Annotated in this window: 24 protein-coding genes; 10 read left to right on the top strand and 14 right to left on the bottom strand. The window is 64.2% G+C overall.

Features of this window, described 5'->3' with window-relative positions; genetic code table 11:
• Positions 1-12: 12 nt before the first annotated feature.
• The 3 genes from QA643_RS32250 (at position 13) to QA643_RS32240 (ending at position 2,753) form a co-directional block, all read left to right on the top strand.
• Complete coding sequence (locus QA643_RS32250) at positions 13-1,191, top strand: hypothetical protein (RefSeq protein ID WP_283029697.1); 1,179 nt, start codon at positions 13-15, stop codon at positions 1,189-1,191.
• A 46-nt stretch (positions 1,192-1,237) separates the two neighbouring features.
• On the top strand, positions 1,238-2,173 hold the full coding sequence (locus QA643_RS32245) for a glycosyltransferase family 2 protein (protein WP_283029696.1): 936 nt from the start codon (positions 1,238-1,240) through the stop codon (positions 2,171-2,173).
• A gap of 67 nt (positions 2,174-2,240) precedes the next feature.
• On the top strand, positions 2,241-2,753 hold the full coding sequence (locus QA643_RS32240) for an N-acetyltransferase (protein WP_283029695.1): 513 nt from the start codon (positions 2,241-2,243) through the stop codon (positions 2,751-2,753).
• Between the two features lie 34 nt (positions 2,754-2,787).
• On the opposite strand, the gene QA643_RS32235 is transcribed toward QA643_RS32240, so the two are convergent.
• From QA643_RS32235 to QA643_RS32225, 3 genes are all read right to left on the bottom strand, one after another.
• Positions 2,788-4,587 carry a cation:proton antiporter gene (locus QA643_RS32235; protein WP_283029694.1) on the bottom strand — a complete coding sequence of 600 codons (1,800 nt, stop codon included), beginning with the start codon at positions 4,585-4,587 and terminating at the stop codon, positions 2,788-2,790.
• A gap of 92 nt (positions 4,588-4,679) precedes the next feature.
• Positions 4,680-7,058: a TonB-dependent receptor gene (locus tag QA643_RS32230; RefSeq protein ID WP_283029693.1), complete on the bottom strand. Its 2,379-nt coding sequence runs from the start codon at positions 7,056-7,058 to the stop codon at positions 4,680-4,682.
• 107 nt (positions 7,059-7,165) lie between these two features.
• The gene (locus QA643_RS32225) at positions 7,166-7,573 is read right to left on the bottom strand and encodes a DUF2946 family protein (protein WP_283029692.1); all 408 of its coding nucleotides are present in this window, start codon (positions 7,571-7,573) and stop codon (positions 7,166-7,168) included.
• A 284-nt stretch (positions 7,574-7,857) separates the two neighbouring features.
• On the opposite strand from QA643_RS32225, the gene zigA reads away from it, so the two are divergent.
• A complete protein-coding gene (zigA, locus tag QA643_RS32220; RefSeq protein ID WP_283029691.1) occupies positions 7,858-9,066 on the top strand; it encodes a zinc metallochaperone GTPase ZigA in 1,209 nt (402 codons plus the stop codon).
• A 28-nt stretch (positions 9,067-9,094) separates the two neighbouring features.
• On the opposite strand, the gene QA643_RS32215 is transcribed toward zigA, so the two are convergent.
• Genes QA643_RS32215 through QA643_RS32200 form a run of 4 tightly spaced genes read right to left on the bottom strand, consistent with a single transcriptional unit; the run spans position 9,095 to position 15,917 of the window.
• Positions 9,095-11,158 (bottom strand): hypothetical protein, encoded by a 2,064-nt coding sequence (locus tag QA643_RS32215; RefSeq protein ID WP_283029690.1) that lies wholly within the window; start codon positions 11,156-11,158, stop codon positions 9,095-9,097.
• A 3-nt stretch (positions 11,159-11,161) separates the two neighbouring features.
• Positions 11,162-13,972 (bottom strand): DUF4159 domain-containing protein, encoded by a 2,811-nt coding sequence (locus QA643_RS32210; protein ID WP_283034993.1) that lies wholly within the window; start codon positions 13,970-13,972, stop codon positions 11,162-11,164.
• Positions 13,972-14,916, bottom strand: coding sequence for a DUF58 domain-containing protein (locus QA643_RS32205; protein WP_283029689.1), 945 nt, complete (start codon positions 14,914-14,916; stop codon positions 13,972-13,974). Before QA643_RS32205 ends, QA643_RS32210 begins: the two co-directional genes overlap by 1 nt.
• The gene (locus QA643_RS32200) at positions 14,916-15,917 is read right to left on the bottom strand and encodes a MoxR family ATPase (protein WP_283029688.1); all 1,002 of its coding nucleotides are present in this window, start codon (positions 15,915-15,917) and stop codon (positions 14,916-14,918) included. The genes QA643_RS32205 and QA643_RS32200 overlap by 1 nt, the downstream gene beginning before the upstream one ends.
• 305 nt (positions 15,918-16,222) lie before the next feature.
• Here QA643_RS32200 and QA643_RS32195 point away from each other — a divergent pair, with 305 nt between their 5' ends.
• From QA643_RS32195 to QA643_RS32175, 5 genes are read left to right on the top strand one after another with little or no spacing between them, the layout of a single operon-like run.
• Positions 16,223-16,843, top strand: coding sequence for a DUF1285 domain-containing protein (locus QA643_RS32195; protein ID WP_283029687.1), 621 nt, complete (start codon positions 16,223-16,225; stop codon positions 16,841-16,843).
• Positions 16,840-17,514, top strand: coding sequence for a CoA pyrophosphatase (locus tag QA643_RS32190; protein WP_283029686.1), 675 nt, complete (start codon positions 16,840-16,842; stop codon positions 17,512-17,514). The genes QA643_RS32195 and QA643_RS32190 overlap by 4 nt, the downstream gene beginning before the upstream one ends.
• The gene (locus tag QA643_RS32185) at positions 17,511-17,774 is read left to right on the top strand and encodes a DUF6111 family protein (RefSeq protein WP_283029685.1); all 264 of its coding nucleotides are present in this window, start codon (positions 17,511-17,513) and stop codon (positions 17,772-17,774) included. Before QA643_RS32190 ends, QA643_RS32185 begins: the two co-directional genes overlap by 4 nt.
• The gene (locus tag QA643_RS32180) at positions 17,771-19,030 is read left to right on the top strand and encodes a CCA tRNA nucleotidyltransferase (RefSeq protein ID WP_283029684.1); all 1,260 of its coding nucleotides are present in this window, start codon (positions 17,771-17,773) and stop codon (positions 19,028-19,030) included. The genes QA643_RS32185 and QA643_RS32180 overlap by 4 nt, the downstream gene beginning before the upstream one ends.
• A complete protein-coding gene (locus QA643_RS32175; RefSeq protein ID WP_283029683.1) occupies positions 19,027-19,788 on the top strand; it encodes a sulfite exporter TauE/SafE family protein in 762 nt (253 codons plus the stop codon). The genes QA643_RS32180 and QA643_RS32175 overlap by 4 nt, the downstream gene beginning before the upstream one ends.
• 5 nt (positions 19,789-19,793) lie before the next feature.
• Here QA643_RS32175 and QA643_RS32170 read toward each other — a convergent pair whose 3' ends face one another.
• From QA643_RS32170 to QA643_RS32140, 7 genes are all read right to left on the bottom strand, one after another.
• Positions 19,794-20,858, bottom strand: a complete 1,065-nt coding sequence (locus tag QA643_RS32170) for a hypothetical protein (protein WP_283029682.1) — start codon at positions 20,856-20,858, stop codon at positions 19,794-19,796.
• Between the two features lie 143 nt (positions 20,859-21,001).
• Positions 21,002-21,730, bottom strand: a complete 729-nt coding sequence (locus QA643_RS32165) for an HAD family hydrolase (RefSeq protein WP_283029681.1) — start codon at positions 21,728-21,730, stop codon at positions 21,002-21,004.
• A 173-nt stretch (positions 21,731-21,903) separates the two neighbouring features.
• Positions 21,904-22,119 carry a DUF2158 domain-containing protein gene (locus QA643_RS32160; RefSeq protein ID WP_283029680.1) on the bottom strand — a complete coding sequence of 72 codons (216 nt, stop codon included), beginning with the start codon at positions 22,117-22,119 and terminating at the stop codon, positions 21,904-21,906.
• 68 nt (positions 22,120-22,187) lie between these two features.
• The gene (gene hemF, locus QA643_RS32155; RefSeq protein WP_283029679.1) at positions 22,188-23,075 is read right to left on the bottom strand and encodes an oxygen-dependent coproporphyrinogen oxidase; all 888 of its coding nucleotides are present in this window, start codon (positions 23,073-23,075) and stop codon (positions 22,188-22,190) included.
• A gap of 111 nt (positions 23,076-23,186) precedes the next feature.
• Positions 23,187-23,552, bottom strand: coding sequence for a 6-carboxytetrahydropterin synthase (locus QA643_RS32150; protein ID WP_283029678.1), 366 nt, complete (start codon positions 23,550-23,552; stop codon positions 23,187-23,189).
• A 15-nt stretch (positions 23,553-23,567) separates the two neighbouring features.
• Positions 23,568-24,200: a 7-carboxy-7-deazaguanine synthase gene (gene queE / locus QA643_RS32145; RefSeq protein WP_283029677.1), complete on the bottom strand. Its 633-nt coding sequence runs from the start codon at positions 24,198-24,200 to the stop codon at positions 23,568-23,570.
• Positions 24,197-24,682 carry a tRNA (cytidine(34)-2'-O)-methyltransferase gene (locus QA643_RS32140; protein ID WP_283029676.1) on the bottom strand — a complete coding sequence of 162 codons (486 nt, stop codon included), beginning with the start codon at positions 24,680-24,682 and terminating at the stop codon, positions 24,197-24,199. Before QA643_RS32140 ends, queE begins: the two co-directional genes overlap by 4 nt.
• Before the next feature lie 277 nt (positions 24,683-24,959).
• On the opposite strand from QA643_RS32140, the gene petA reads away from it, so the two are divergent.
• Positions 24,960-25,490 (top strand): ubiquinol-cytochrome c reductase iron-sulfur subunit, encoded by a 531-nt coding sequence (gene petA, locus QA643_RS32135; protein ID WP_283029675.1) that lies wholly within the window; start codon positions 24,960-24,962, stop codon positions 25,488-25,490.
• Positions 25,491-25,494: the final 4 nt, after the last annotated feature.

Here is a 25,494-nt window from a genome sequence, read left to right as displayed (position 1 = left end):
TTGCTTGCCGCCATGGCGACGTTTGAAGAACGGGACGATATGGGCAGGATGGGGGTACTCAGGCTGATCTGCAGCGTCGCATTCCTCGCGGTGCTGGCGAGCAATGTCTGGACGATGTCGCGCTGGAGCGAAAGCCGCGGCGTCTATGACGACGTCTGCTACCTGCGGCAGGCCCATCTGTTCCAGAAATACGGGCTTGCCGGCATCGATACGAATATCGTTTTCGACGATGACGACTATCTCAAGAACAAGCTGAAGGCGATCGGCTTTGCCGAGTGGAATGTCGCTTCGCGCACGCCCTGCCATACCTTCATTCCGGCGGCCGATAAATATGTCATGCAATACCCGCCGGGCACCGGCTTTGCACTCGCGCTGTTTCGCGAAGGATTGCAGGTGATGTCGCTCTACGTGCTGGCGAGCGTCACGGTCCTTGCCTTCGCGCTGCTTGCCGTGTTTCGCGCGCGCGATCCTGGCTCGCTGGCGATGGCTGCGGTGTTCGGGCTTGCCGCGCTTTATCTGATGATCAATCCGAGCAAGGCGAGCTATTCGGTGCCGCCGACCATGATGGCCTGTGCAGCCGCCGGACTGCTCACGGCGCAGTATTTCGTTGACCGAACGCGGCGCGGCCTCTTGCTGATCGCGCTGGTGGGGCTGTTGATCGGACTATCCGTCAATTTCCGCCTGCCCAATCTGTTTCTGGCGATAGGCTATTGCTTGTATCTCGCCGGCGCGTTCCTGGTGGTCCGCAACAGGGAGACATTCCTGCACGGGGCCTCGTTCGGCATCGGCCTGCTGATCGGGATGGCGCCCACCCTGATCGCGAACGCGGTCAACGCCGGCAGCCCGTTCTCGACCACCTATGGCGGCGTCGATGTCGCGCTGCCCGAGCTGAAGCTGGACGTGCTGTTAAGCTATCTCGTTGACGTTCAGTTCACCTTGCTGGCGATATCGGCCGCCTGGACCGCCTGGCTATGGCGCGCCGGACGCGGCCGTGCCCGGCAGGCGGTCTTGCTGGTCGCGCTGAACCTCGCGGTCAACCTGATTTTCTTCATGACCCACCCGATATTTACGCCATATTATATCATTCCGATCGACATGCTTTCCCTCTGGACCCTGCTGTTCGCAACGCTCGATCTGCGCCGCGAACGGGCCGCCAATCGCGCGGCCTTCCCTCAACCGGCCCACGCCTGACTGCGGTATAACGCGCCATGGACGGACTTGATTTGGTGAGCGTGCGATGACGGGACCGGCGCTCCGGATTGCGGTTCTGGTGCCGTGCTACAACGAGGAAGCCGCGGTCGCGACCGTCGTCTCCGACTTCCGCAAGGCGCTGCCGACCGCCGAGATTTTCGTCTACGACAACAATTCCAAGGACCGTACCATCGAAGTGGCGCGTGCGGCGGGCGCGATCGTGCGCAGCGAGCGCCGCCAGGGCAAGGGGCATGTGGTGCGGCGCATGTTCGCCGATGTCGATGCCGACGTCTATGTGCTGGTCGACGGCGATGCGACCTATGATGCGCCGAGCGCGCCGCGCATGATCGATGCGTTGATTGGCGAACACCTCGATATGGTGGTGGGCTTTCGCGTCGATCAGTCGGTCGCCGCCTACCGGCCCGGCCACCGCACCGGCAACTGGATGCTGACGAGCTTCCTTGCCGTGGTGTTCGGCCAGGCGTTCAAGGACATCCTTTCCGGCTACCGGGTGTTTTCGCGCCGCTTCGTCAAATCCTTCCCGGTGCTCTCAGACGGTTTTGAGATCGAAACCGAACTCAGCGTGCACGCGCTCGAACTGGCACTGCCGGTGATGGAAATCGAGACGCCCTATTATGCCCGACCGGAAGGGTCGGTCAGCAAGCTCAACACCTGGCGCGACGGTTTCCGGATTCTCGGTACCATCTTAAAGCTGTACCGTTCGGAAAAGCCGCTGCGGTTCTTCACCCTGATCGGCGTCTTCCTGATGCTGATTTCGGTCGGCCTCGCCATCCCCGTGCTCATCACCTATCTCGAGGAAGGCATCGTTCCACGGCTGCCGACGGCGGTGCTGTCGATGGGCCTGATGATCGTGGCGGTGCTGTCGGTCAGTTCGGGGCTGGTGCTGGATACGGTGACGCGCGGCCGCCGCGAAAAGAAGCTTTTGGCCTATCTGTCCCAGCCCGCCATCGGCAAAGATTGAGGCAATACCGGGATGGCCGTTTCCAGCGATGGACCGCGCCGCCGCCAGATGCTATCCCGCGCCCATCATGAGCGAACTTGACGTCACCATCCTCGCCGAAACTCCAAAGGACGCGCAGGCGATCGAACGCCTGCACGAGCGCACCTTCGGACCCGGCCGCTTCGTGCTGAGCGCCTATCGCCTGCGCGAGCATGTCGACCATCTGCTCGACCTCTCGTTCACGGCGCGTATTGGCACGCTATTGGTCGGCTCGGTGCGCCAGCTGCCGATCTGCATCGGCGACACGCCGGCCCTGATGCTCGGGCCGTTGACCGTCGAGCCACCGTTCCGTGGCCGCGGGGTCGGCCGCATGCTGCTCGATCGCTCGCTGCAGGATGCCAAGGCCAAGGGCCATCGGCTGGTCGTTCTGGTCGGCGACGAGCCCTATTACCGCCGCGTCGGTTTCAAGGTCATCCCGAAGGGACGGGCGATCATGCCGGGCCCCGTCGACTACAGCCGCCTTCTGGTCGCGGAGCTGGTCGAGGGTGCCTTCGACGGCGTCTCCGGCGATATCCGGCCGGACTGGAGCAAGGCGCGGTAGCGCCGCCGGCGAATTGACGCGGCGGCCGGTCGCGCTATCGGAGAAGTCGACGCCGTTTGGTGCCGGCCACCGGCTTGGATGCCGACGGCGTACCTCCGGCGGCCTGCTGCAATTCGTGCCGAAACTCCTCGCGCTTCTCGTGGATGGAAGCAACGACCAGCCCCATTGCCACACCCAGGCCGATTAGTGCGGCCTCTGACAACAGCAGGCTGGCCTCGATGGTTTCCGGCACGGCGTCGGTAACGCCGATACCGTAGAGATGCCGCGCGTGGTCAGCGTCGCGCGCACGCGAAACGATCAGCACATCCTTCCGCAAGGCGCGCACCTGCGCGACGATTTCATCGATGCCTTCAGCCTCGTTAATGGTGACGATCACGGCGGCAGCCTCCATGAGGCCGCAGCTTTTCAAGAACTCCGGATTGGTGGCATCGCCGTAGAAGACCGTGCGTCCTTGCCTCCGCTGCTCCGGAACGGCCGCAGCGTCGTTGTCGACGGCGAGGTACTTGAACTGGTGGTGGTCCAGCATCGCGCAGACGACCTGTCCAACGCGGCCATGTCCGACGACAATGGCATGGCCCCTGCCGGCGCTCGGCGCGACGGTGAGCTCGGGATCAAGCGGCTTGTCCTGGCGCACCATCGGCGCCAGCCGTCGCGCGACATGCGATAGTGCCGGCGTAAGCATCATGGTCAGCGTGGTCAGCGCGACGGCGAAGCTCGATATGTTGGCGTCGATCAGGCCAAGTGTCGTCGCCATGCCGATGCCGACAAAAGCGAACTCGCCGCCGGGACCGAGCAGCAGCCCGACCTCGATCGACGCCGGCCAGGAGAGGCGAAACATACGGGCCAGAAAAACGAGGATGGTCGACTTTACGACGATCAGCCCGGCGGCGCCCGCGATCAGCCAGACCGGGTCGCGGATAATCTGGCCAAAATCGATATTCATGCCGACCGTGAAGAAGAACAGGCCGAGCAGGAGGCCCTTGAACGGATCGATGGCGGTCTCGATCGCCTTGCGGAATTCCGTCTCGGCCAGCAGCAGGCCTGCGACGAAGGCGCCAAGCGCCATCGAAACGCCGGCCACTGCGGCAGCCACGCCGGTTGCGACGATCACAAACAGTGTGGTCGCGACGAACAGGTCGCTCATGCCGGCCGAGGCCACGAGGCGAAAGAGCGGGCGCATCACGACGCGGCCGGCGACGACGATCACCACGAGCGCGACGGTGGCGTTGGTGAGTGCGAGCGCCAGCGTCGTGATGACAGAACCGGATTCTCCCGCGCCAAAGATTGAGATGAAGAGCAGAAGAGGGGCGACCGCCAGATCCTGCGCGAGGAGAACGGCAAAGCTCGCCCGCCCTGCGCTCGTATGGAGCCGTTTCTGTCGCCCAAGAATCTCCATGACAATGGCGGTCGAAGACAAGGCAAGACAGGCACCAAGGATGAGCGGCACCGGAGCCTTGGTGCCGGCCAGCGCGGCGACAAGGCCGATCGCCGCCGTCGAAAGGACGATCTGCAGGCTGCCCAAGCCGAAGATCAGGCGGTGCATCGCCTTCAGTCGTTCGTAGGACAGCTCCATGCCGATGAGGAAGAGCAGGAACACGACGCCAAGGTTCGCGATTCCGGAGACGTTTTCCGCGTCGACGACGGTGAACCAGTAGAGCAGCGGAAAGCGGTCGATGAACGATCCGAGCCCAAGCGGTCCGAGGATCGCGCCAGCTACGAGGTAGCCGAGAACCGGGTTGAAGCCGAACCGCCGCACCAGGGGAATGACCACGCCAGCGGTGCCAAGCAGAACCAGCGCGTCGCTATAGACGTGAACATTGATGGACGAAGTCATCTATTCGATATGCATCCGCTTCCCGAGGGGCTTCGCCTGAACGTTAGCTGGTAGCACCAGCTAACGCCACCCCATGGGTCGCCGCATCCGTCCTAGAACTTCAGGTTGGCAAATGCCCGCACGCCGAGTCCCGGCATCAGGACTTGATCCTTGGTATAGGACACGTGGTTGCGGATGTCCTCGTTCAGCAAATTGTTGCCGACGAGTCCGACCGTCATTTCGCGTGCGCCGAACCAGGTTGGATCGAGCTTCGTGTTGTAGCTTATTTCGGCCCTCAGGAGATTGTAACCGGCCGTCGGGGTCTCGGCGATCACGGCCACATCGTTCTGTGCGAAGGCGTGCAACAGGTTGACGCGCGCGAACCAGTTGGCGTCGCGGTAGTAGACGCCGCCGCCCAGCCGCTGCGGCGGAATGCGAGGCACATTGGTGCCATCGTCAAACGTCGCGCGAACGATGTCATATTGACCTTCGATTCCCCAAAGGCCGTTCCAGACCGGCATCACGTCGTACTGGAACTGGAACTCGCCGCCGCGAAACGTCGCATCGCGCTGGGAGTAGACCGCCTGGTTGAGTTCGAGGCCTGGGCCAAGTTGGCATACACCGTCCTCGCAAGTATTGCCGGTGAGGCGGCGGAAGATAAAGCCATTGAATTTGGTGTAGTAGCCGGTGAGCTCGAACCGGAACGGTCCCGTCGCCCTCCGCAATCCGGCCTCGATCGACTTTGCGGTTTCTATACCGAGATTCGGATTGCCGATGTCGAAAGTAGCGGTGGCATCGTGGCCGCCGCGCGAAAACAGTTCCGCCGGCTTTGGCGCGCGCTCGACATACTGACCGGTGATGCTGGCGACCAGATTCCATGGCAGGTTCTGGATCAGGCCGATGCTGCCGCTTTTCGGGGTGAAGTTGCGGTTGAATGCCGTTGCGGGGCCGATGGCGTTGGGATCGACGGTGAGGTCGAACACGTCGGGGACAAAGGCTGGCGCCGTCCCGCTCAGGCTGGCGTTCTCGATTCGCCCGGCGACCTGCGCCTTGGTGACGTCGCTGAACTTGAACTCGTTGAAGATGTAGCCGGCGATCTTCGTGTTCTTGTTCGGATCGAACAACCCGTTTACCGGGCTGCCGGGATCGTCGGGGCTCGGCGCGGTCAGCTTCTGGTGCGATGCCTGAACGCCGACGGCGGTGGTCAACGCAGCAAAGCGGACGTTGAAAGGCGCAAACTGCACCTCGACGCGGCCTTCCTGTTCCTTGCTCGTAAAAGTCTGCCGCACGCCGAGCGTCGTCAGGTCGGCAGGGTCGGCGAGCCCGATTTCGTTGTGCTTGTAGTCAGTCGCGCCGGCCCAGAACCGGATCGCGTCGATCGCCGCATTGTCCGGCCGGTATTCACCCTTCGTCGTGAATTTCGTCTGTTCTCCGTCGATCCGGGTGAGGTGTTCGGCGCCATCGATGCCGGGAATGTGGTAGAGTGCGTTGTGCTGCGCAATCGCCGCGCCAATGAAGCCGCCATCGAAAATGTAGGAGCCGCCGACCGACCCGCCGTACGCCTGGGATGCGGAATTCGGCTGGCGTCCATTGAAGGGCAAGGTCGGGTCGGTCAGATACGGATAGCTCGGGATAGAGTAGTCGCCGGCCTTGCGGCCGAAGGCGTCGGCATGGACCGCGAAGTTTCCACCGCCGGCATCGAGCAGCACGGCACCGTCGACGCCACGATCGACCGACGTCACCGCGGTCCGCGTTTCGGCTGTCACGCAGCCCTGCGATCCCACATTTGCCAGTGGCGCCTTGGTCGGGAGTCCGTATGTCGGAAACGGCGCCGCGCAGGACGGCAAGGCATCAGGAATGCGATTGTTGGTTGCGCTGACAACGCCGCCGATCGCGGTGGAACCGTAGCGCAGCGTCGCCGGTCCGCGGATGACCTCGACCTGGTTGGTCGATAGCGGATCGATCGGCACGAAGTGATCCTCGCCGAGATCGGACGCGCCGTTGCTGCCGACTCCGTTCTCGACGAGGCCGACGCGGTTGACGTCCAGACCACGAATGATCGGCCGGCTTGAGGCGCCCGGCGCGAAGCTCGAGCCGGTGATGCCGGGCTTTCCGAACAGGAGATCGCCGAGCGTGCCGCCGCCGTTGCGGCGGATTTCCTCGTTGGGGACCACGGTGACGGTTGCGAACTGGTCAGTCACGACAGGCAGCACACCTTGTTGGGGCGCGGCTGCGGCCGGCGCAGCGGGCGCGGCCTGCGGCTCCGGCGCGCGTTCGCGGTTCTGACCGGGCGCGGCGCGGGCAACGCGTGCCGGCGTTCGTGCCGGTGCCGGCTTGCGCCGCACGATCGGGCTTGGCGCCGTCACGGTGATTTCAGGCAGTTGCGTCGAAGCCGGTGGTGTGGTTTGGGCCAACGCCCCCTCGGCCGTCGCGCATAGCAACAGCCAGCTTGCTCCACCGAAATGGAACGCTCGTTTCTTCTTGAATGTCATTGTCCCGATCCTGATTCCGTCGATAGGCGACGGATCGATTCCGATTTCGCCTCGGGAGATCGCAGATGGTGCGACGATTCCCTCGGAAGTGCATCAATCAATCGATGTCAGGAAGCGGGAGGCGCTCGCGACTGGAACGGCGGATGCAGTGAACCAAGATGCGCGAACTCGGCGCCGGTGGTTACGTGCAAAAGCTCGACCGCCTGCGGCAATTCCAGCAGCGGCGGTGTGGCGAACAGGAAATTGCTGGCAAGCGAGAGGACCGCGCAGATCGCGCAGTCGGAAGTCTGCCGGTCGGTATCGTGATTGGAGGACGGTTGCGGCTGGCCTGATTCGGTGAGCGCCTCCGGGGCGGAGAGCGTAACGGCGACGGCGAGATCGCGATCCGTCAGGTCAAGCTGAGCCGTCTGCGCTACCGCAGCGTGGAAATGCCCGAAGGACAGTGCGAACTGGACCGCGAGCGCAAGCAGCGCCAGCCGCGAACCGTGCTTGAGATGCTTCCGGAACCAGTTCACGAAGCCTGCGCCTTGTCCCCCGACAGGCTCCCATTTGGCCCGCCGATGTTACATTATAACATCGGATAAGCCGCCGAAGTGTCAATCGTCATCCCAACGATCGCGCCCCCGGCAGGTCCGTGAATCGTCGGGTGTGAGATTTGCGCAACACCACAGTCCCGGACCTCTGTTGACAGCAGTCTCTGAAATGTATGTTATGTTATAACATAACATACATCGACGGAGCCCAATGAAACGTCCTTCCCGGTTGGGACTTCGCGAACTGAAGAGGCTTTTTGATCTCCATGCGAAAACTCCCCGTCACCGTCTTGTCCGGCTTCCTCGGGGCTGGAAAGACAACTTTGCTGAATCACGTGCTCAACAATCGCCAGGGCCTGAAGGTTGCGGTGATTGTGAACGACATGAGCGAGGTCAACATCGACGCCGACCTGGTCCGCGATGGCGGTGCGAATCTCTCCCGGACTGACGAAAAGCTGGTCGAGATGTCCAACGGCTGCATCTGCTGCACGTTGCGCGACGACTTGTTGAGGGAAGTGCGGGCGCTCGCCGAGAGCGAACGGTTCGATTATCTGCTTATCGAATCCACCGGCATCTCGGAGCCGCTGCCGGTTGCTACGACTTTCGATTTTCGCTCCGAAGATGGAGAAAGCCTGTCCGACGTGGCAGTCCTCGACACGATGGTCACGGTCGTCGATGCCGCCAACCTGCTGAAGAACTATTCCTCCACCGTTTTTCTGGCGGATCGCGGCGAATCGCTCGGTGAAGGCGACAGGCGCACACTTGTGGACCTGCTGGTCGAGCAAATCGAATTTGCCAATGTGATCGTGCTCAACAAGATCGATGCCGCGACGCAGGGAGAACGTGACGCTGCCCGAATGATCATCCGATCTCTCAATCCCGAGGCCGATATCATCGAGACCAATTTCTCCAACGCACCGCTGGAGCGAATTCTCGATACCGGCCGCTTCGATCTCGAACGCGCACAGCAACATCCGCTGTGGTTCAAGGAGCTCTATGGCTTTGCCGACCATAAGCCCGAAACCGAGGAATACGGAGTCAGGCATTTCGTCTATCGCGCGCGACGGCCGTTCGATCCCGCGAAATTTCATCAATTCCTGAATGAAAGCTGGCCAGGCGTCATCCGTGCCAAGGGACATTTCTGGATCGCAACTCGCCCGCAATGGCTTGGCGAATTGAGCCAGGCCGGTGCGATCGTCAGAACCGAGGGGCTGGGATACTGGTGGGCAAACGTCCCCGCGGATCGTTGGCCGGACGATCCGTTCTGGCGACAGTCGCTCAAGAAAAACTGGAACGAGATGTACGGCGATCGCCGGCAGGAGATCGTCTTTATCGGCACGAATATGGATCAGGACGCGCTCACGGCGCGTCTCGATGAGTGCCTCGTTTCGGGAAAACCGGGAATGCGCATCGCGGAATGGTCCGCCCTTGCCGATCCATTCCCGAAATGGCGACGCGCCAACGAGGCTGCGTAGGCTGTCGACGGGGTCCGAGGCGCGCGCCTTACCGCCCCTCGCGTATCCAGGTCGCCGCGAAAGCGCCGAGCAGCAGCAACAGCCCGACGAAGCCCGCGAACATCGGCAGCACGCCGACGCCCTTGACGACGCTAGCGTCGCGCATCTTCACGCCCATCCAGCCGTCACCGTGGAAGATGCCGGAGGCGCGGACCGGCACCACGCGAGGCATGTCGAGGCTGCCACCATCGGCCACGCGCCGCGCGTCGCCGCCGGTCGCCTGCGCCAGCGGCTTCAGCATGTCGGTGGTGGAGGTAACTTCCGAAAATTCCTTCGGGTTGGTCGGTCCGACGTTGATCAGAGCCTTCAGCGCGCCGTCGGTTGCCTGCCACAGCCCGAGCTCGTTGGCGGGCAGGGTGGAGCGCCAGGTACCGGGCTCGCTTGCCGTCAACGTGAGTTCTTTGGTCGCGCCGCTCGGCGAGGTCACGGTCACTGGCGGCACGTTGTCGGCCATGGTCTGGCGCAGCACCACCAGGTCCTTGCCCTGAATCTGCAGGCGTAGCGCCTCTTCGTCGAGGTCAGGCTGCTTCATCAGCCAGTGCGACATCCGCCGCAGAAGATCCAGATGCGGCCCGCCGCCTTCATAGCCGCGCGCCCACAGCCAGATATGATCCGTCAGCAGCAGCGCGACACGGCCTTCGCCGAAGCGCGACAGGAGCAGCAGCGGCTTGCCGTCGACGCCGGTCATCACGGGCGCGCCGATCGCGTTGCGCGTATCGACGGTTCGGAAAAAGCGGCTCCAGTGCGGCGGCTCGCTCGCGGAGCCGTCGAGGCCGCGCGTCACCGGATGACGCTTGCCGGCATCGCTGAGATGCGCATAGAACGGCTTTTCGCTGACGCCCACCGGCTCGGCCGGCAGCACCGTGTCGAGCGGCGTCCGCCAAATGCTGGTGGTGGAGGCGTAGTCCGGCCCGGCTGACACCAGCATCGCGCCGCCGCCGCGGACGTAGCGCGCGATATTGTCGAAATAGGCGATCGGCAGCACGCCCTGGCGGGCGTAACGGTCGAAGATGATCAGCTGGAAATCGTTGATCCTCTGTTGGAACAGTTCGCGCGTCGGAAATGCGATCAGCGACAATTCGTTGATTGGCGTGCCGTCCTGCTTCTCCGGCGGACGCAGGATCGTGAAATGCACGAGGTCGATGCTGGCGTCCGACTTCAGGAGATTGCGCCAGGTTCGCTCGCCGGCATGCGGCTCGCCCGATACCAGCAGCACGCGGAGCCGGTCGCGGACGCCCTCGATCGCGACCACCGCGCGGTTGTTGACCGGCGTCAGCTCGTTCTCGAGCGGCGAGGCCTCGATCTCGACGATGTTCGGGCCGGCGTGCTTGATGTCGACGTCGACATTGGCGGTCTGGCCGCTGACCATATTGCGCTCGCTGATCACTTCGCCGTCACGGCGAACGACAATCTTGGCGCGCTGGTTGGTGACGCCCTGGTCGTCCAAGCGGTAGGTGATGGTCTGGGGCTGGCCGACGATGCCGAAACGCGGCGCGGCGGTGATCGCGATGCGGCGGTCGCGCTCGTCCTTGCGGCCGGTGACGAGGGCGTGCACCGGCGCCTGGAAGCCGACCGCGGCGGCATTGGCGGGGATGTCATGGACGCGGCCGTCGGTGATCAGGAATGCGCCGGCGACGCGATCGACCGGAACATCCGACAGCACCGAGGACAGCGCGCCGAACAGCTTGGTGCCGTCGGTCTCGCCGTCGGCCTGTCCGGCCTCGACGACGCGAACCTCCAGTCCCTTGACCTTCTTCAGCGTATCGACCAGCGCCTCCTGCGCCTTGGCCGTCTCCTGGTTACGCGTGCCGAAATTCTGGCTCGGGCTCTTGTCGACCACGACGGCGGCAACCGAGGACAGCGGCTCGCGGTCCTCGCGCGTGAAGGAAGGGTTGGCGAGCGCCAGCAGGATCAGCGCCAGCGCCGCGACGCGCACGGCGGCGCCGCGCGAGCGTCCGAGCAGCAACAGCGCCGCGATGACGACGATCGCGGCTAGTGCAATCCACAGCACGATGGTCGGAACGAGGGGGGTGAACGCGATGCCGTACTGCATGCTCTACTGTCCCAACCGTTCGATCAGAGCGGGCGCGTGCACCTGGTCGGCCTTGTAGTTGCCGGTCAGGGTGTACATGACGATGTTGACGCCGGAGCGGAACGCAAATTCGCGCTGGCGCGGCTCGCCGGGCGTCAACGGCAGCATCGGCTGCCCATCGGGGCGGTGCGCCCAAGCGCCGGCAAGATCGTTCGAGGTGATGATGATCGGCGAAACGCCATCGCCGCCGCGCGCCGGGCGGGAGGCAGCATCATCGTCGTCTTCCCGTGGCAGAGTCTCGACCCAGGTCTGGCCCGAGGTGAAGCGGCCGGGGAAGTCGCGCAGCAGATAGAACGTCTTGGTCAGCACGTGCTCACGCGGCACCGGCTCGAGCTCGGGCACGTCGAGAGACGAGAGGATTTCGCGCAGGGTGCGCATGCCCGGCGTCTGCGCGGCGCCGTTCTCGCCCGGCGGCGCCTCGATCGCGTCGCGGGTATCGAACAGCACGGTGCCGCCCTGCTTCATGTAGGCGTCGATGCGGTTGATGGCGTCCTGCGGCGGCTTCGGCGCACCCGGTACCACCGGCCAGTAGATCAGCGGAAAGAACGCCAGCTCGTCGCGTGCTGGATCGACGCCGACGGGATCGCCGGCCTCCAGTGCGGTGCGCTGCGCCAGGAACAGCGTCAGCCCGGCCATGCCGGCCTTGACGATGGAATCGACGTCGGCATTTCCGGTGACGACATAGGCAAGGCGCGTCTGCGACACCGACTTGATGGCGAAATCATCGTTGTTCTGCGCCCGCGTCGGCGAAGGCGTGACGGCGGTCGCTGCGAGGATCAGGGCCATCAAGACGGCCGCCGTTGCCGTGCGGCGCCGCCACAGCGCGGCAAGGCCGGCGCCGAGCATCGCGACCACGACCGCGTCGATCAGGAACAGCGCCAGCGACGACGACAGCAGGATGCCGCGCAGGTCGCGCGGTTCGGCGTTGGTGTAGCTGGCGCGCTGCGCGCGCAAGGCTGACGTATCGAGCGGCGCGATGCGATCGGCCGCAGCCAGCGTGTTGACGGCGATCGGGCCGTCGGCGGGGCCATAGAAGCCCGGCGGATGTTCGGCCGTGCCGCGGTCGCGATAATCCGCCGGCATCGGCTTGGCGGTGGAGGGCGGCGGTCCGAAGGCGCCGAAACCATCGAGGGTGCGCAGCGGCGGCACGGTCTCGACAGTGGCCGCTTCGCTCGCAACGCCCGCGCCGGGCTTTGATGTGTAACCGGACATATCGACCAGCCGCCGCAGCATTTCGACAAAACTGCCGGACATCGGCAGATCCGACCAGCGCGAGTCGGCGCCGACATGGAACAGGCTGACAATGCCTCTGCCGCGATGTTCGCCGGTGACCAGCGGCGTACCGTCCTCCAGCGATGCCCAGGTCTTGGTGGCGAGCACCGCGTCCGGCTCGGCCAGCACCTGCCGGTTCACGGTGATGTCCTTCGGCACCGTCAGGCCGGCGAACGGGCCGTCGGCCGCGAAGGACGCCATATGCTGCGGTTTCTCCCAGGTCAGGCTGCCGCCGAGGATGCGGCCTCCGCGACGCAGTTTGACCGGCACCAGATCATCGTCGGCCTGCGCCAGGCGGGGACCGGCAAAGCGCACCAGCACGCCGCCCTGATCGATCCACGCGTTCAGCCGCTCGCGGATTTCCGGCGACAGCGTGCCGACATCGGCGAGCACGATCATCGGCAGCCGCTGATCGAGGAACTGCGCGATCACCTGCTGCGGCGCGCCGCGGTCGCCAAGCCGCACGTCCGCGAACGGCGACAACGCGCGGGTCAGATAGAAGGTCGATGCCAAGAGCGGCTGGGCGGTATCGCTGGTCGCGCCGGTGACGACGCCGACCGCGCGCCGCCGCCATCTCTTGTCGAGCAGCTGCACCGCGCCGGCCGACCGTTCGCCGGAGATTTCCAGCCGCGCAATGTCGTTGCGCAATTCGACCGGCAGGTCAAACGAGGCTTCGCTCTCGCGGTCCTGCATGCCGAACGCATAACGCGCCTCGCCGATCGGCGCGCCCTTGGCATCGATCGCGCGAACCACGCCGGCAGCGACGCCGCCGGTGGTGCGCAGCACCTTGACCGTCATCTTCGCCGCGGCGTTTTCAGCGGCGACCAGCGCCTGCGCCGGGGCTGCGCCGCCCTCGAACACAGTCAGCTTGCGGTCGCCGATGGTCTTGGCGAGATTTTCGATGAATTCGCTGCCGCGCCCGGTGTCGACACCGTCGGACAGCCAGGCGATCTCGGCATCGCCGGTGGATTTGAGGAAACGGTCGATCGCACTGAGCGTGTCGACGCGGTCGATCGAATAGGGTTTTGGCGAAATCTGGCGCAACGCGACGCGTGCGGTGCCAGCCGGCATCATCGTGATGTCGCGCGCCGGCTCGGAGAGTGGGACCAGCGCCACGCCACGGCGATCGTTGTCGGCATTGGCGATCAACTCATCGGCAGCCTTGATCCGCGTCTCCCAGCTTGCCGCGGCGCTCCAGCCGTCATCGAGCAGGATCATGAGTGGTGCGTTGCTGCCGCCGACGCCGGTCTGCGGATTCCAGATCGGACCAGCAGCGGCGAGAATGACCAGCGCCGCGGCGGCAAGCCGCAGCAAGGTGAGCCACCACGGTGTCCGCGATGGGGTCTCTTCCTTCGGCCGGATATCGAACAACAGCCGCGTCGGCGGGAACTCGATGCGCCGCGGCCGCGGCGGCATGACACGGAGCAGCCACCACAATACCGGCAGGGATAGCAGGCCGAGCAGGAGTAGCGGCTGTGCAAATGTTAAGGGGATGCCCGCGATCATGCGCTACGCCCCGCCTTGACGGTTGAGCCGCGCGTGCTTCCCTTGGCCGCCATCATGCCCGAATGCAGGAACAGCAAAAGTTCGGCGGCGGAACGGCTGGTGGTGTGGGTCGAAAACAGCCAATCGAGCCGGTTGGTCTCGGCGCGGATCTGGTCGCGATGCAGCGCGACGCGCTCGACGTAGTCGCTGGCCCAGCTTTCGGCGCGGCCGGCGGTGATGACGCCAAAGCCCTCCGGCTCGACGAATTCGACGCGGCCGGCATAGGGGAAGGTTTCTTCGGCGGGATCGACGACCTGGATCAGCGTGCCGTGCGCGCCAGAGGCGGAGAGGCCCGCCAGCATCGTCGTGATTTCGTTCATCGGCGACCAGAAATCGGACAGCACGACGATCTCGGCCAGCGCCGAGGGGACAAAGGACGGCGGCAGGCTCGCGCGCACCGCATCGTCATGCAGCATCGCCTGCGCCATCTTGTCGATCACGTTGCGGCTCGCGGTCGGGTTCATCAGGCCGGGAATACCAACACGTTCGCCGCCCGACACCAGAAGTTCGGCGAGCGCGAAGGTCACGATCAGGCCGCGCTCCAGCTTGGAATCGCGCGCGCCCTTGGAGGCAAATGCCATTGACGGCGAGCGGTCGGGCCAGACCCACACCGTATGGGCCGCCTCCCACTCCTGCTCGCGGACATAGAGATGATCGTCCCGCGCCGAGCGCCGCCAGTCGACGTTCTGCGAGGGCTCGCCGGAGACGAAGCGGCGGTATTGCCAAAAACTCTCGCCGGCGCCGGCGCGGCGCCTGCCATGCAGGCCGTGGATGACGTTGGCGGCGATGCGGCGGGCTTCGAGCACGAGACGCGGCAGCGATGCGGCGAGCGTTCGGCTTTCGCCATCGGCACGTCGGATTGCTAGAATCTCCCTGGTCTCGTGGCTGGTCTCTGCGGCCATCAACCGATCCGGGTCTTCAACTGTCTGATCACGTCGGGAATGGTGCGGCCCTCCGCGCGCGCCGAGAAGGTCAGCGCCATGCGGTGCTTGAGGATGGGCTCGGCGAGATCGAGCACGTCGTCGATCGACGGGGCGAGGCGGCCGTCGAGCAGCGCGCGGGCGCGGACCGCCAGCATCAGCGACTGGCTGGCGCGCGGGCCCGGACCCCAGGCGATCAGCTTGTCGCTGCCGCCTTCGGAACTCGGGCGCGCGGCGCGCACCAGCGACAGGATCGCCTCGACGACGCTGTCGCCGACCGGCAGACGGCGCACCAGCCGCTGTGCCGCGATCAGGATTTCCGCATTCATCGAGGCCTTGGCGAGCGTCTCGTCGGCGCCTGTCGTCTCGAACAGGATGCGGCGTTCGGCGTCGCGGTCGGGATAATCGACGTCGATCTCCATCAGGAAGCGGTCGAGCTGCGCTTCGGGCAGCGGGTAGGTGCCTTCCTGCTCCAGCGGGTTTTGCGTGGCCAGTACGTGGAACGGCTTGGGCAGGTCATGCCGCGCGCCTGCAACCGTGATGTGCTGTTCCTGCATGGCTTGCAGCAGCGCCGATTGCGTGCGCGGGCTGGCGCGGTTGATTTCGTCGGCCATCAGGAGTTGCGCGAACACTGGTCCGGAGATGAAGCGGAACGACCGCTTTCCGGACTGGCTCTCGTCCAGCACCTCGGCGCCCAGAATGTCCGAGGGCATCAGGTCGGGCGTGAACTGGATGCGCTTGGCATCCAGCCCGAGCGTAACGCCCAAGGTTTCGACGAGCTTGGTCTTGGCGAGGCCGGGAACCCCGATCAGCAGCGCGTGGCCGCCCGACAGGATCGTCACCAGGGTGTTTTCGATCACCCGGTCCTGGCCGAAGATGACGGTGGAGATCGCTTCCTTCGCGGCGCGAATCTGGCCGGACACCTGCTCCGCCGACCGGACGATCGCATCCTCGAGTTTCTCGACACCGTCTGCACTCGCCATGTCTTGCTCCTTCAACCACCTAAACCCTTGATGACACCGCTGGTTGCCTCCGGCCGCGTCGTCATGCCACGAACCTCATGCTAAACCCGTGCAAGAGGCCTGTATTCGTTGAATTAAACTATCCCCACATTATCGGTGTTTCGGGGTATGAACGGCATCACGATATGGCGACTTGATCCGCATTATTACGGACCGAGTTTGTCAGGAACACATCGCGTTACCTATCGGTGCGCCAAGAGTTACCTATCGGTAATGTACAGGTGCACCAATCGTGCCAATCGAGGCGCCAAGAGTCAGGGCAAACAATGGCGAAGCAAGGGCAGACCAAGAATCTTGACGACAAGGGGCTTGAAGGTCTGACGGTCGCCGCCAGGGAAGCCGCCAATCGTACCTCGGCTGGGAAGGGGCTGCCTCCCGTCCACCTGTGGAATCCGCCGTTCTGCGGCGATCTCGACATGCGAATCGCCAGCGATGGTACGTGGTTCTACATGGGCACGCCAATCGGGCGGCCGGCACTGGTGCGGCTGTTTTCGACGATTTTGAAGCGCGAGGACGGCAAGCACTTTCTCGTGACCCCGGTCGAGAAGGTCGGCATCCGTGTCGACGATGCGCCGTTCCTGGCGGTCGAGATGCAGAACGAAGCCGGCGAGGGCGGGCGACTGCTGCGCTTCCGCACCAATGTCGACGACTGGGTGCCATGCGATTCTGACCATCGCCTGCGCTTCGAGATGGCCGCCGACGGCGGGCTCACGCCCTATCTGCATGTCCGCGCTGATCTGTGGGCCAAAGTGACCCGCGCGCTCTATTACGATCTGGTTGACATGGGGGAGGAGCGAGTGGTCGATGGTCAGCCGATGTTCGGCGTCGAATCCGGCGGCGAATTCTTTGCGATGGCCGACGCCAAGCAGGTGAGGGACGCGGTTTGAACGAGCCGATACTCAAGAAGATGGAGGCGGCTCCGATCAGTGCGACGGAGTTCTTCGCACGGAGCAAGACCCGGCTGAACTTCGACGTGCCGCCCGGCCTGATCGATCCCAATATCATTCCGAAGACCGGCGACTCCGGCAATGACCGTATGCTCGAGATCGTGGCGCGCGAGCAGCCGGTGCGTCCGGCGGCGGTGCTGATCCCGGTGGTCGATCACCGCGAGCCGACGGTATTGCTGACCCAGCGTTCGCCGCATCTTTCCAGCCACGCCGGCCAGATTTCCTTTCCGGGCGGCAAGATCGACGCCACCGACGCGTCGCCGCTCGATGCCGCCCTGCGCGAGGCGGAGGAGGAGGTCGGCCTCAAGCGCGAGTTCATCGAGCCGATCGGCTATCTCGATCTCTATGGCACCGCCTTCGGGTTTCGCATCCTGCCGACGGTGGCGCGCGTGAAGCCAGGCTTCAAGCTTGCGATCAACCAAGGCGAGGTGGTTGACGCTTTCGAGGTGCCGTTGGCGTTCCTGATGAATCCCGAGAACCACCAGATCCATTCCAAGGATTTTCGCGGCATCGAGCGCTCCTATTACGCCATGCCGTTTGCCGAGCGTTACATCTGGGGCGCGACGGCGGGAATCCTGCGCGTGCTGTATGAGCGGATTTATCTCGCATGATCCGTCCGGTTCTGACCGAAATCGGAATTTTCCTGATCCCGTTCGCGGCCTATGCGCTGTTCCTGATCGCCACCCGTTCCGGCGTATTATCGTCCTCCTCGTGGCCGGCGCATCTGATCACCAAACTGGTGCTGGGATCGCTGCTGCTCGTCATCGTCAGCTTCGTCATGCTCGCGCAATTCTCCGGCGCGCCGCCGAATTCGACCTACGTTCCCGCCCATCTCGAAAACGGCAAGCTGGTCGACGGAGTTGAGAAATGAGCGAGGCACGCGTGCTGGCGGATGCGCCGTGGCTCCGATCAGGTCCGGCCGCGCGCGTGCTCGCACTTCTCAATGGCGATGGCGAGGAAGCCCGCGTGATCGGCGGCGCCGTGCGCAATGCGCTCTTGAACATTCCCCTCGGCGACATCGACATCGCGACCACGGCGCTGCCTGACAAGGTGGTCCGCCGCGCCAAGGCGGCCGGCGTCAAATGCGTGCCGACCGGGATCGACCACGGCACGGTCACGCTGGTCGTGGAATCCCATCCGTTCGAAGTCACGACGCTACGCGAGGATACCGAGACGTTTGGCCGCAAGGCCAAGGTTGCGTTCGGACGCGACTGGGTTCGCGACGCGGAACGGCGCGACTTCACCATCAACGGGCTCTCCGTCGATGCCGCCGGCGTCGTGCACGACCATGTCGGCGGGCTGGCCGATATCGCAGCCAGGCGGGTGCGCTTCATCGGCGATCCCACCCAGCGCATCGCCGAGGATTATTTGCGGATCCTGCGTTTCTTCCGCATGCATGCCGCCTATGGCGCGGGCGAGCCGGATCGCGCCGGCTATCTCGCCTGCATCGCCGGCCGCGCGGGATTTTCCGGCCTTTCCGCCGAACGCGTGCGCATGGAAATGCTCAAGCTGCTGCTCGCCGATGGCGCTGTGGTCGCGGTGCAGGCGATGGCCGATGCCGGCTTCTTGCTGCTGATCTGTGGCGGCGTCGCCTATACCGCAACGTTCGCGGCAATGATCGCGGCCGAACGCGAGATGGGGCTGGCGCCGAACGCCGTGCGCCGGCTCGCCGCGCTCACTGTCGCCGTCACCGAGGACGCCAAGCGTGTTTCGGCACGGCTTCGTCTTTCCAACGCGGAAGCCAAGGCGCTGGACTCGATGGGCCATCGCTGGTGGCGGCTCGCCACCAAGGACGATGCGCGGGCGCGGCAGCTGCTCTACCGGCTCGGCGAGGATCCTTACCGGGACCGCCTGATGCTGGCATGGGCGCGCGCCGGCGGCGTCGGGAATGACGCAGCGCGCTGGCATAAGCTCGCAACGTTGCCGCAGCGCTGGAGCGCGCCGAAATTTCCATTGAAGGCGGCCGACTTCATCTCACGCGGCATCGCCCAGGGCCCCGCGCTCGGTCACGTCTTGACGCTCGCGGAAGACGCGTGGCTGGCCGCGGATTTTCCGCTGGAGCCGTCCGCGCTGGCTGCGATCGCCGACCAGACCGCCGCCCGATTCACGCGGGACCACCGCTTGTGAGCCTTTGGGCCGGTTTCGCCGATATTTCCCTCGGCCAGATCGTATTGGTTGGCGGCATGGCGCTTTTGGCCTCCGTCATCGGCGGGCTTGCCGGCTACGGCACCGGCGCGTTGATGCCGCTGGTGCTGGTGCCGCTGGTCGGCGCCGAGCCGGTGGTGCCGATCATCGCGATCTCGGCGATCTTCACCAATATCAGCCGCTTCGTGGCTTACTTTCGCTATGCCGACCGGCGCCGCGCGCTGATCGTGATCAGCGCCGCCATGCTGACGACGGCGCTCGGCGCCTATGGCTATACCCGGCTGACCAGCGCTGGCGCGGCGCTCGTGATCGGCGGCATGCTGATCCTGAGCGTGCCGCTGCGCCGGCTTGCCAGGCATCGCAACATCAAGATCGGCGATACCGGGCTCGGCGTCAGCGCGGTGGGGTATGGCGTTCTGGTTGGCGGCACATCGGGTTCCGGCGTGATCCTGCTGTCGCTATTGATGGCGTCCGGTCTGGAAGGGGCCGCGGTGATCGCCACCGATGCGGTGATCTCGGTCGCGACCGGCGTGATCAAGATTTCCGTGTTCGGCCTCGCCGGCGTCGTGACTGTGCAGGTGCTGGCTTTCGCCCTCCTGATCGGCGCGATCGCCATCCCCGGCGCCTTCCTCGCCAAAGCCTTCGTTGAACGGATGCCGGTGCACATCCACACCGCCATCCTCGACGCCGCCGTGATCGCCGGCGGGCTCGTCATGATCACGGCAGCGCTGCGGCACTGAAGGGGTCAACGAGTGAGCGAGGCCGTGCGGATCGGGAAGCAATTCAAGCTTGATATGTTCCAGACAAACGGCACGTTGCACCAGAGGCGGGCCGGGCGATATTTCACCCGAATTTGCTCCATCTGGTACAGCGCCAGACTGTTGAAGGCGTTGATCCGGCCGGCCAGATCATCAAACTGGGCGATGATCTCCTTTTCTCCCTGGAGGATCTCGCTTTCCTTCACAGCGTCGCGGTCGGCTCCGGCGGCCCATTGCCGCGCCGCCGCCAGCCTGTTGTGCGCGGCCTCGAGGCAGTAGTGCATCGTCAGGACGTGGTGCTTGGCGCTGTACCAGTTGATTCTCTTGGCTGCCTTGTCGTTGGGTCCGGCGCAGATCCGGATGAACGCGTCTTCCGGTTTGGTCGTCTCGTCAACGCCGCGCTTTTCGGCCATCGCGCAATATTTGTCGTCAGTGACTTCCTTGGGCGGCGTGTCGCCGCTCAGCGCATGCACGTTTCCAAACGCCGGAAAATTGAACTTGTCGGAACAGTCGAAGCCGTAGTCGCGCAACACCCGTCGTGACAGCGGATCGCCGTCGACGTTATGCTTCTCGGCGGGATCGCGGTAGGTGTTGCTGGCCCAGTCGATATAGATTTCGGCCTTTCGCGTCAGCAGGTCGATATTTTCACGGAGCTCGATCCGCGCTTTCTCATAACGCTCCGAAATCGCCTGCGCGTTCCTGGTGGCAAGCGCTTTGTCGCTCGCCTCGGATTTCTCGCCGACGGCGCGCGCGAAATCGGCATACAGCGTCTGCTGCAGCGCCTGCATTTCGGAGAATGGGTGTGATATCTCGGTGAAAGTTGCCGCCGCCAAAGTCATGTCTTCCTTGGCCTGGCTGCTCACCTTTTCCTGATAGGCGTTCAGATACTGGAAATAGCCAACCGCGAGACTGCTCAGCACAGTGAACAGGCCGCTCAGCACGGTGAACAGCGATAGCCCTTTGACGGTGGTCCAGAGCCACCTTAGCGGGACGGATTTCGGTGCAACGTCGTTCGCCTCTGGCGGCGGCTTGTGCGTGTCGTCGTTCGGCATCGGTGAACTCCCCAGTCTGGACTTCAACCTTGGACCAACGTCGACACAATCTGGGATTGCTCGCTTCCGAGCTGTGAGGCAACTCACATTACACGTAATCGTGTGATGGTCCGCCGGCTCGCCCTGGGACTTCAGCCGCCCTGTCAGCGCTCGCCGGGCAGCAGTTCCGTCAGAGAGCGGATGATGCGGTCCGGCTTCACGGTCGAGCCTTCCGGCAAGCCGTCGCCATGCACGTCGATCCAGATGGCATAGATGCCGAGCCGCTGCGGCGCCACGACTTCCCATTCGAGGTTGTCGCCGATCATCCAGGTCTCGGAGGCGGTGACGCCAAGGGTCTGCATGGCGTGCAGATAGGCGCGCTCGTCCGGCTTGCCGAAACCGTGCTCGCCCTCGATCTGGATGTGGTCGAAGCGATGCGACAGCGCAAAGCGTTCGACCTTGGCGCGCTGGGCGCCGGCGGCGCCGTTCGTCACCAGGGCCAACTTGACGCCACGCGCCTTCAACTCGTCGATGGCATCATGCGCGCCCGGGAAGACGAACATTTCCTCTTCGCGGTAGGCGGTGAAGCGGTTGGCCAGCCGTATCGCCAGATCGTCGGGAAGGACGTGGCCGGTGGCAGCGAGGGCGGCAAATCCATTGCGCACGGTTATCTGGCGCGCTTCATCCAGCTTTAGCCGCCACTCGGCCTCCGCAATCGCCCAGAATTGTCGCGCCGAATCGAGCACGGCTGCGGCGACCTGTTGCGAGGTCAGCGGTCCCAACTCGGCGGCAAATTCCGCCGTGACGTTGTTCCAGGCGATTTCGGGGCGTCCGTAGGCCGACAGGATGGTGTCGTCCATGTCGATCAGCATCGCGCGGGGAAGTTCGGTCATCGGTTTCGGCGGTCTCGCTTCTGGAGGCGTCGGCCACGAGAAGCCGCGGGGCCGATTTCGCCCGCGAATACCAGATCGGCCGCACCGGGTCCAATCCCGGGAAAAACGACGCCGCCGGCCCGTCAAGGCCGGCGGCGTCAAGGGTCCCCTACGCAACCTCGTTGCGACGGTCGCTATTCCTCGTCCTCGTCTTCCTCTTCTTCGTCCTCGTCTTCATCCTCATCGTCGGTTTCAGCGAGTTCGAGGACGGCAAGCGGCAGCGTCTCGCGAAACAGATCGCCTTCAACGCCCATCCATACACACGCGACGTTGCCGTCCTTGACCTCCACCACAGTGAGGGGGTGGCCGCCGGACTTGAGAATGACGACGTCGCCTGGTTTTAGATCCATGATCTGCTCCTTGGATTGCATGACACGAACCGCACCCTAGCGATCCGTCATGACAACCAATCATGCGATCATGGCCATTTAACTTCCGGCGGCATCGACGAGAGGATGGAATCCACATTGCCGCCGGTTTTCAGCCCGAAGATCGTCCCGCGGTCGTAGAGCAGGTTGAACTCGACATAGCGGCCGCGCCGGACGAGCTGCTCCTCGCGGTCGGCAGCATTCCAGGCCGTGGCGAAATTGCGCCGGACGAGTTCGGGATAGATTTTCAGGAAGGCGCGTCCGACTTCCTGCGTGAAAGCCAGATCGGCGTCCCAGTCGCCGGAATCGTGCCAGTCATAGAAGATGCCGCCGATGCCGCGGGCTTCCTTGCGATGCGGCAGATAGAAATATTCGTCGCACCATTTCTTGTATTTGTCGTAGTCGGCAACGCTGTTTGATCCGCCGCAGGCTTGCTTCATCGCCTGATGGAAGGCGAGCGTATCAGCATCTTCCTGGGTGCGGCGACGATCCAGCACCGGCGTCAGGTCGGCCCCGCCGCCGAACCACGCTTTGGTGGTGACGACGAAGCGGGTGTTCATGTGCACCGCCGGGACATGCGGGTTGCGCATGTGGGCGATCAGCGAAATGCCCGACGCCCAGAACCTGGGATCGTCGGCGGCGCCCGGAATCTGCGCGCGGAACTCGGGCGCGAACTCGCCGTGCACGGTCGAGCAGTGCACGCCAACCTTCTCGAACAGGCGGCCGCGCATCATCGACATCACGCCGCCGCCGCCGGGCTTGCCGGTGTGGTCGGTGCGATCCCAGGGCGTGCGCATGAATCGTCCGGCCTCGCCCGAATAGAGGGCAGGGGGCGCGTCGGCTTCCAGCCGTTCGAAGGCCGCGCAGATGTCATTGCGCAACGTTTCGAACCAGGCTCTTGCCCGCGTCTTGCGGTCTTCGATCAGCGACATGTCCATTGGCGATTTCCGAATTTTCCGGCGTCATTGCGAGCGCAGCGAAGCAATCCATCGTGCCACGAAAAAGGATGGATTGCTTCGTCGCTTCGCTCCTCGCAATGACGGTGAAAGTTAGCCCTGCGGCCCAAAATAGGTGCAGCTCTCGTTGCAACTATCTCTGTGAACGCTGACGCGGGTGATCTTGCCGGCGTGCTGGACCCGTTCCCAGATGAAGCGGGAAATGTTCTCCAGCGTCGGCGTCCCCAGCGCCTCGATCCTGTTGAGAAACTTGTGGTCAAGCGTCTTGCGCACTTCTTCCATGCTGCGCTCGAGGAGGCCGAGGTCCAGCACCATGCCGGTTTCCGGATCGGGCGTGCCGCGCACGCTGACCTCGGCGCGAAACGAGTGGCCGTGAATTTCTTCGCTGGCCGCGCCGAAGGTCGTGCCCTTCAGCGAATGCGCGGCTTCGAAGCGAAATGATTTTGTTAGTTCCCACATCTTGGGCGTCTGGTCCTATCTGATACCGAGTGTCTTGTGCGTCTGCAGGCTAAGCCGCCATTGCGGATGGCGCAGGCAGTACTCGACCGCGCGCGCGGTGTTTTCGACCACGTCCGGCCCATCCATCGGCTGCAGCGAGAAGCGCTCGAAATCGAGCCCTGCAAAATCTTCCGGCGCGGCGCCCGCCTGCGGATAGACCAGCTTCAGCTCGTGGCCGCGGCGAACCACGACGTCCGCGCCAGCCTTGGGGCTGACGCAGACCCAGTCCATCCCATCGGGCGGTTCGATCGTGCCGTTGGTCTCGATGCCGATCGAAAAGCCGCGCGCATGCAGCGCTTCGATGAAGGGGGGATCGACCTGCAGCAGCGGCTCACCGCCGGTCAGCACCACATATCGGTTGGTATTATCGCCGGTCCATTGCCCGGCAATGACGTCGGCGAGTTCATCTGCGGTGGCGTAGCGGCCGCCGAGCGTGCCGTCGGTGCCGACGAAGTCGGTGTCGCAGAACTGGCAGGTGGCGGTCGCGCGGTCCTGCTCGCGGCCGCTCCAGAGATTGCAGCCGGAAAAACGGCAAAACACCGCTGCGCGGCCGGCATGCGCGCCTTCGCCCTGCAAGGTCAGGAAAATCTCTTTGACCGCGTAGCTCACACTTTCTCCCTGGGCCGGGTGTCGGCCGATATCTGATGACCTGTCTGCCGCAGCGCCTCTCCCAGTGCCATGGCGGCCGACATGGCGACATTGAGGGAGCGCAAGCTCGGCCTGATCGGGATCACCACCCTTGCGTCGGCTGCGGCAACGACCGCGTCGGGCACCCCAGCGGATTCCCGTCCGAACAGCAGGATGTCGTCGCCTTGATAGCGGAAATCCAGATAGGAACCGGCCGCCTTGGTCGTAAACAGCACCAGCCGGAGACCCGCTTCGTTACGCCATTCTTCGAATTTTGACCATGAGTCGTGGCGGGTAAGGGCGACGTGATCGAGGTAGTCCATTCCCGCCCGGCGGAAATGCCTGTCGGAGATCGGAAATCCGGCCGGCTCGATAATATGGGCCGATACGCCCAGGCAGGCGCACAGGCGCAGAATCGTTCCGGTGTTCTGGGGAATGTCGGGTTGGAACAGGGCGATGTGCATGTGTCGAGGCTTCGGAGCGCGCGGGTGAATGACTGAATAATCACGGTCGGGCGCGGATTTAGTGCATTGCACGTTTGCGAGCCGATAGCGGGCTTGCGCTCTCACGGCAAGGGTGCCAATAGAACGATTCTGGACTGCTTGTTCCGCCGGAATGGGGGAGGAAAAGCGGTTTTTCTGCCGCCGCGGGGGCCGCGGGCGCCGGCAGCCTGTTCCGGGTCGCATTTGGGCGCCCCCCGGGGCGGTTCCGCTGGCTGCAGATAAGAAAGGGCTTTGAATCGTGACGACAGCGTCTTCGGCGGACCATCCGACACGCCGTGATTTCCTTTATGTTGCAACGGGAGCCGTCGCCGCCGTCGGCGCGGCCGCCACGGTCTGGCCGCTGGTCGCCCAGATGAATCCGGATGCCGCGACCGTCGCGGCTGGTGCACCGATCGAGGTCGATCTGACCCCGATCGCCGAAGGACAGGACATCAAGGTGTTCTGGCGCGGCAAGCCGATCTACATCAGCCATCGCACCAAGAAGCAGATCGAAGAGGCCCGCAAGGTGCCGGTCTCGAGCCTGCCCGATCCGCAGAGCGACGAGGCACGGGTCAAGTCGGGCCATGACCAGTGGCTGGTGGTGGTCGGCATCTGCACGCATCTCGGCTGCATCCCGATCGCCCATGAGGGCGCTTACGACGGCTTCTTCTGTCCCTGCCACGGTTCGGTGTATGACACTTCGGGCCGCATCCGTCAGGGACCGGCGCCGGCCAACCTGCCGATCCCGCCGTATTCATTCGTTTCCGACACCAAAATCCAGATCGGCTAAGGGC

The organism is Bradyrhizobium sp. CB3481, assembly GCF_029714305.1.
Lineage (GTDB): Bacteria > Pseudomonadota > Alphaproteobacteria > Rhizobiales > Xanthobacteraceae > Bradyrhizobium.
The sequence above is the reverse complement of the archived record's forward strand: the minus strand, read 5'-3'. Positions and strand labels throughout refer to the sequence as shown.

What these genes read in the sequence shown, in the direction of transcription:
- QA643_RS32250 (WP_283029697.1), top strand. Translation starts at nt 13, where the DNA reads ATGGCGACGTTTGAAGAACGGGACGATATGGGCAGGATGGGGGTACTC.
- zigA (WP_283029691.1), top strand. Translation starts at nt 7,858, where the DNA reads ATGCGAAAACTCCCCGTCACCGTCTTGTCCGGCTTCCTCGGGGCTGGA.
- hemF (WP_283029679.1), bottom strand. Translation starts at nt 23,075, where the DNA reads ATGGACATGTCGCTGATCGAAGACCGCAAGACGCGGGCAAGAGCCTGG.
- QA643_RS32160 (WP_283029680.1), bottom strand. Translation starts at nt 22,119, where the DNA reads ATGGATCTAAAACCAGGCGACGTCGTCATTCTCAAGTCCGGCGGCCAC.
- QA643_RS32185 (WP_283029685.1), top strand. Translation starts at nt 17,511, where the DNA reads ATGATCCGTCCGGTTCTGACCGAAATCGGAATTTTCCTGATCCCGTTC.
- QA643_RS32215 (WP_283029690.1), bottom strand. Translation starts at nt 11,158, where the DNA reads ATGCAGTACGGCATCGCGTTCACCCCCCTCGTTCCGACCATCGTGCTG.
- QA643_RS32200 (WP_283029688.1), bottom strand. Translation starts at nt 15,917, where the DNA reads ATGGCGAGTGCAGACGGTGTCGAGAAACTCGAGGATGCGATCGTCCGG.
- QA643_RS32205 (WP_283029689.1), bottom strand. Translation starts at nt 14,916, where the DNA reads ATGGCCGCAGAGACCAGCCACGAGACCAGGGAGATTCTAGCAATCCGA.
- QA643_RS32150 (WP_283029678.1), bottom strand. Translation starts at nt 23,552, where the DNA reads ATGTGGGAACTAACAAAATCATTTCGCTTCGAAGCCGCGCATTCGCTG.
- QA643_RS32230 (WP_283029693.1), bottom strand. Translation starts at nt 7,058, where the DNA reads ATGACATTCAAGAAGAAACGAGCGTTCCATTTCGGTGGAGCAAGCTGG.
- QA643_RS32245 (WP_283029696.1), top strand. Translation starts at nt 1,238, where the DNA reads ATGACGGGACCGGCGCTCCGGATTGCGGTTCTGGTGCCGTGCTACAAC.
- QA643_RS32170 (WP_283029682.1), bottom strand. Translation starts at nt 20,858, where the DNA reads ATGCCGAACGACGACACGCACAAGCCGCCGCCAGAGGCGAACGACGTT.
- QA643_RS32235 (WP_283029694.1), bottom strand. Translation starts at nt 4,587, where the DNA reads ATGACTTCGTCCATCAATGTTCACGTCTATAGCGACGCGCTGGTTCTG.
- QA643_RS32165 (WP_283029681.1), bottom strand. Translation starts at nt 21,730, where the DNA reads ATGACCGAACTTCCCCGCGCGATGCTGATCGACATGGACGACACCATC.
- QA643_RS32195 (WP_283029687.1), top strand. Translation starts at nt 16,223, where the DNA reads ATGGCGAAGCAAGGGCAGACCAAGAATCTTGACGACAAGGGGCTTGAA.
- QA643_RS32140 (WP_283029676.1), bottom strand. Translation starts at nt 24,682, where the DNA reads ATGCACATCGCCCTGTTCCAACCCGACATTCCCCAGAACACCGGAACG.
- QA643_RS32240 (WP_283029695.1), top strand. Translation starts at nt 2,241, where the DNA reads ATGAGCGAACTTGACGTCACCATCCTCGCCGAAACTCCAAAGGACGCG.
- QA643_RS32180 (WP_283029684.1), top strand. Translation starts at nt 17,771, where the DNA reads ATGAGCGAGGCACGCGTGCTGGCGGATGCGCCGTGGCTCCGATCAGGT.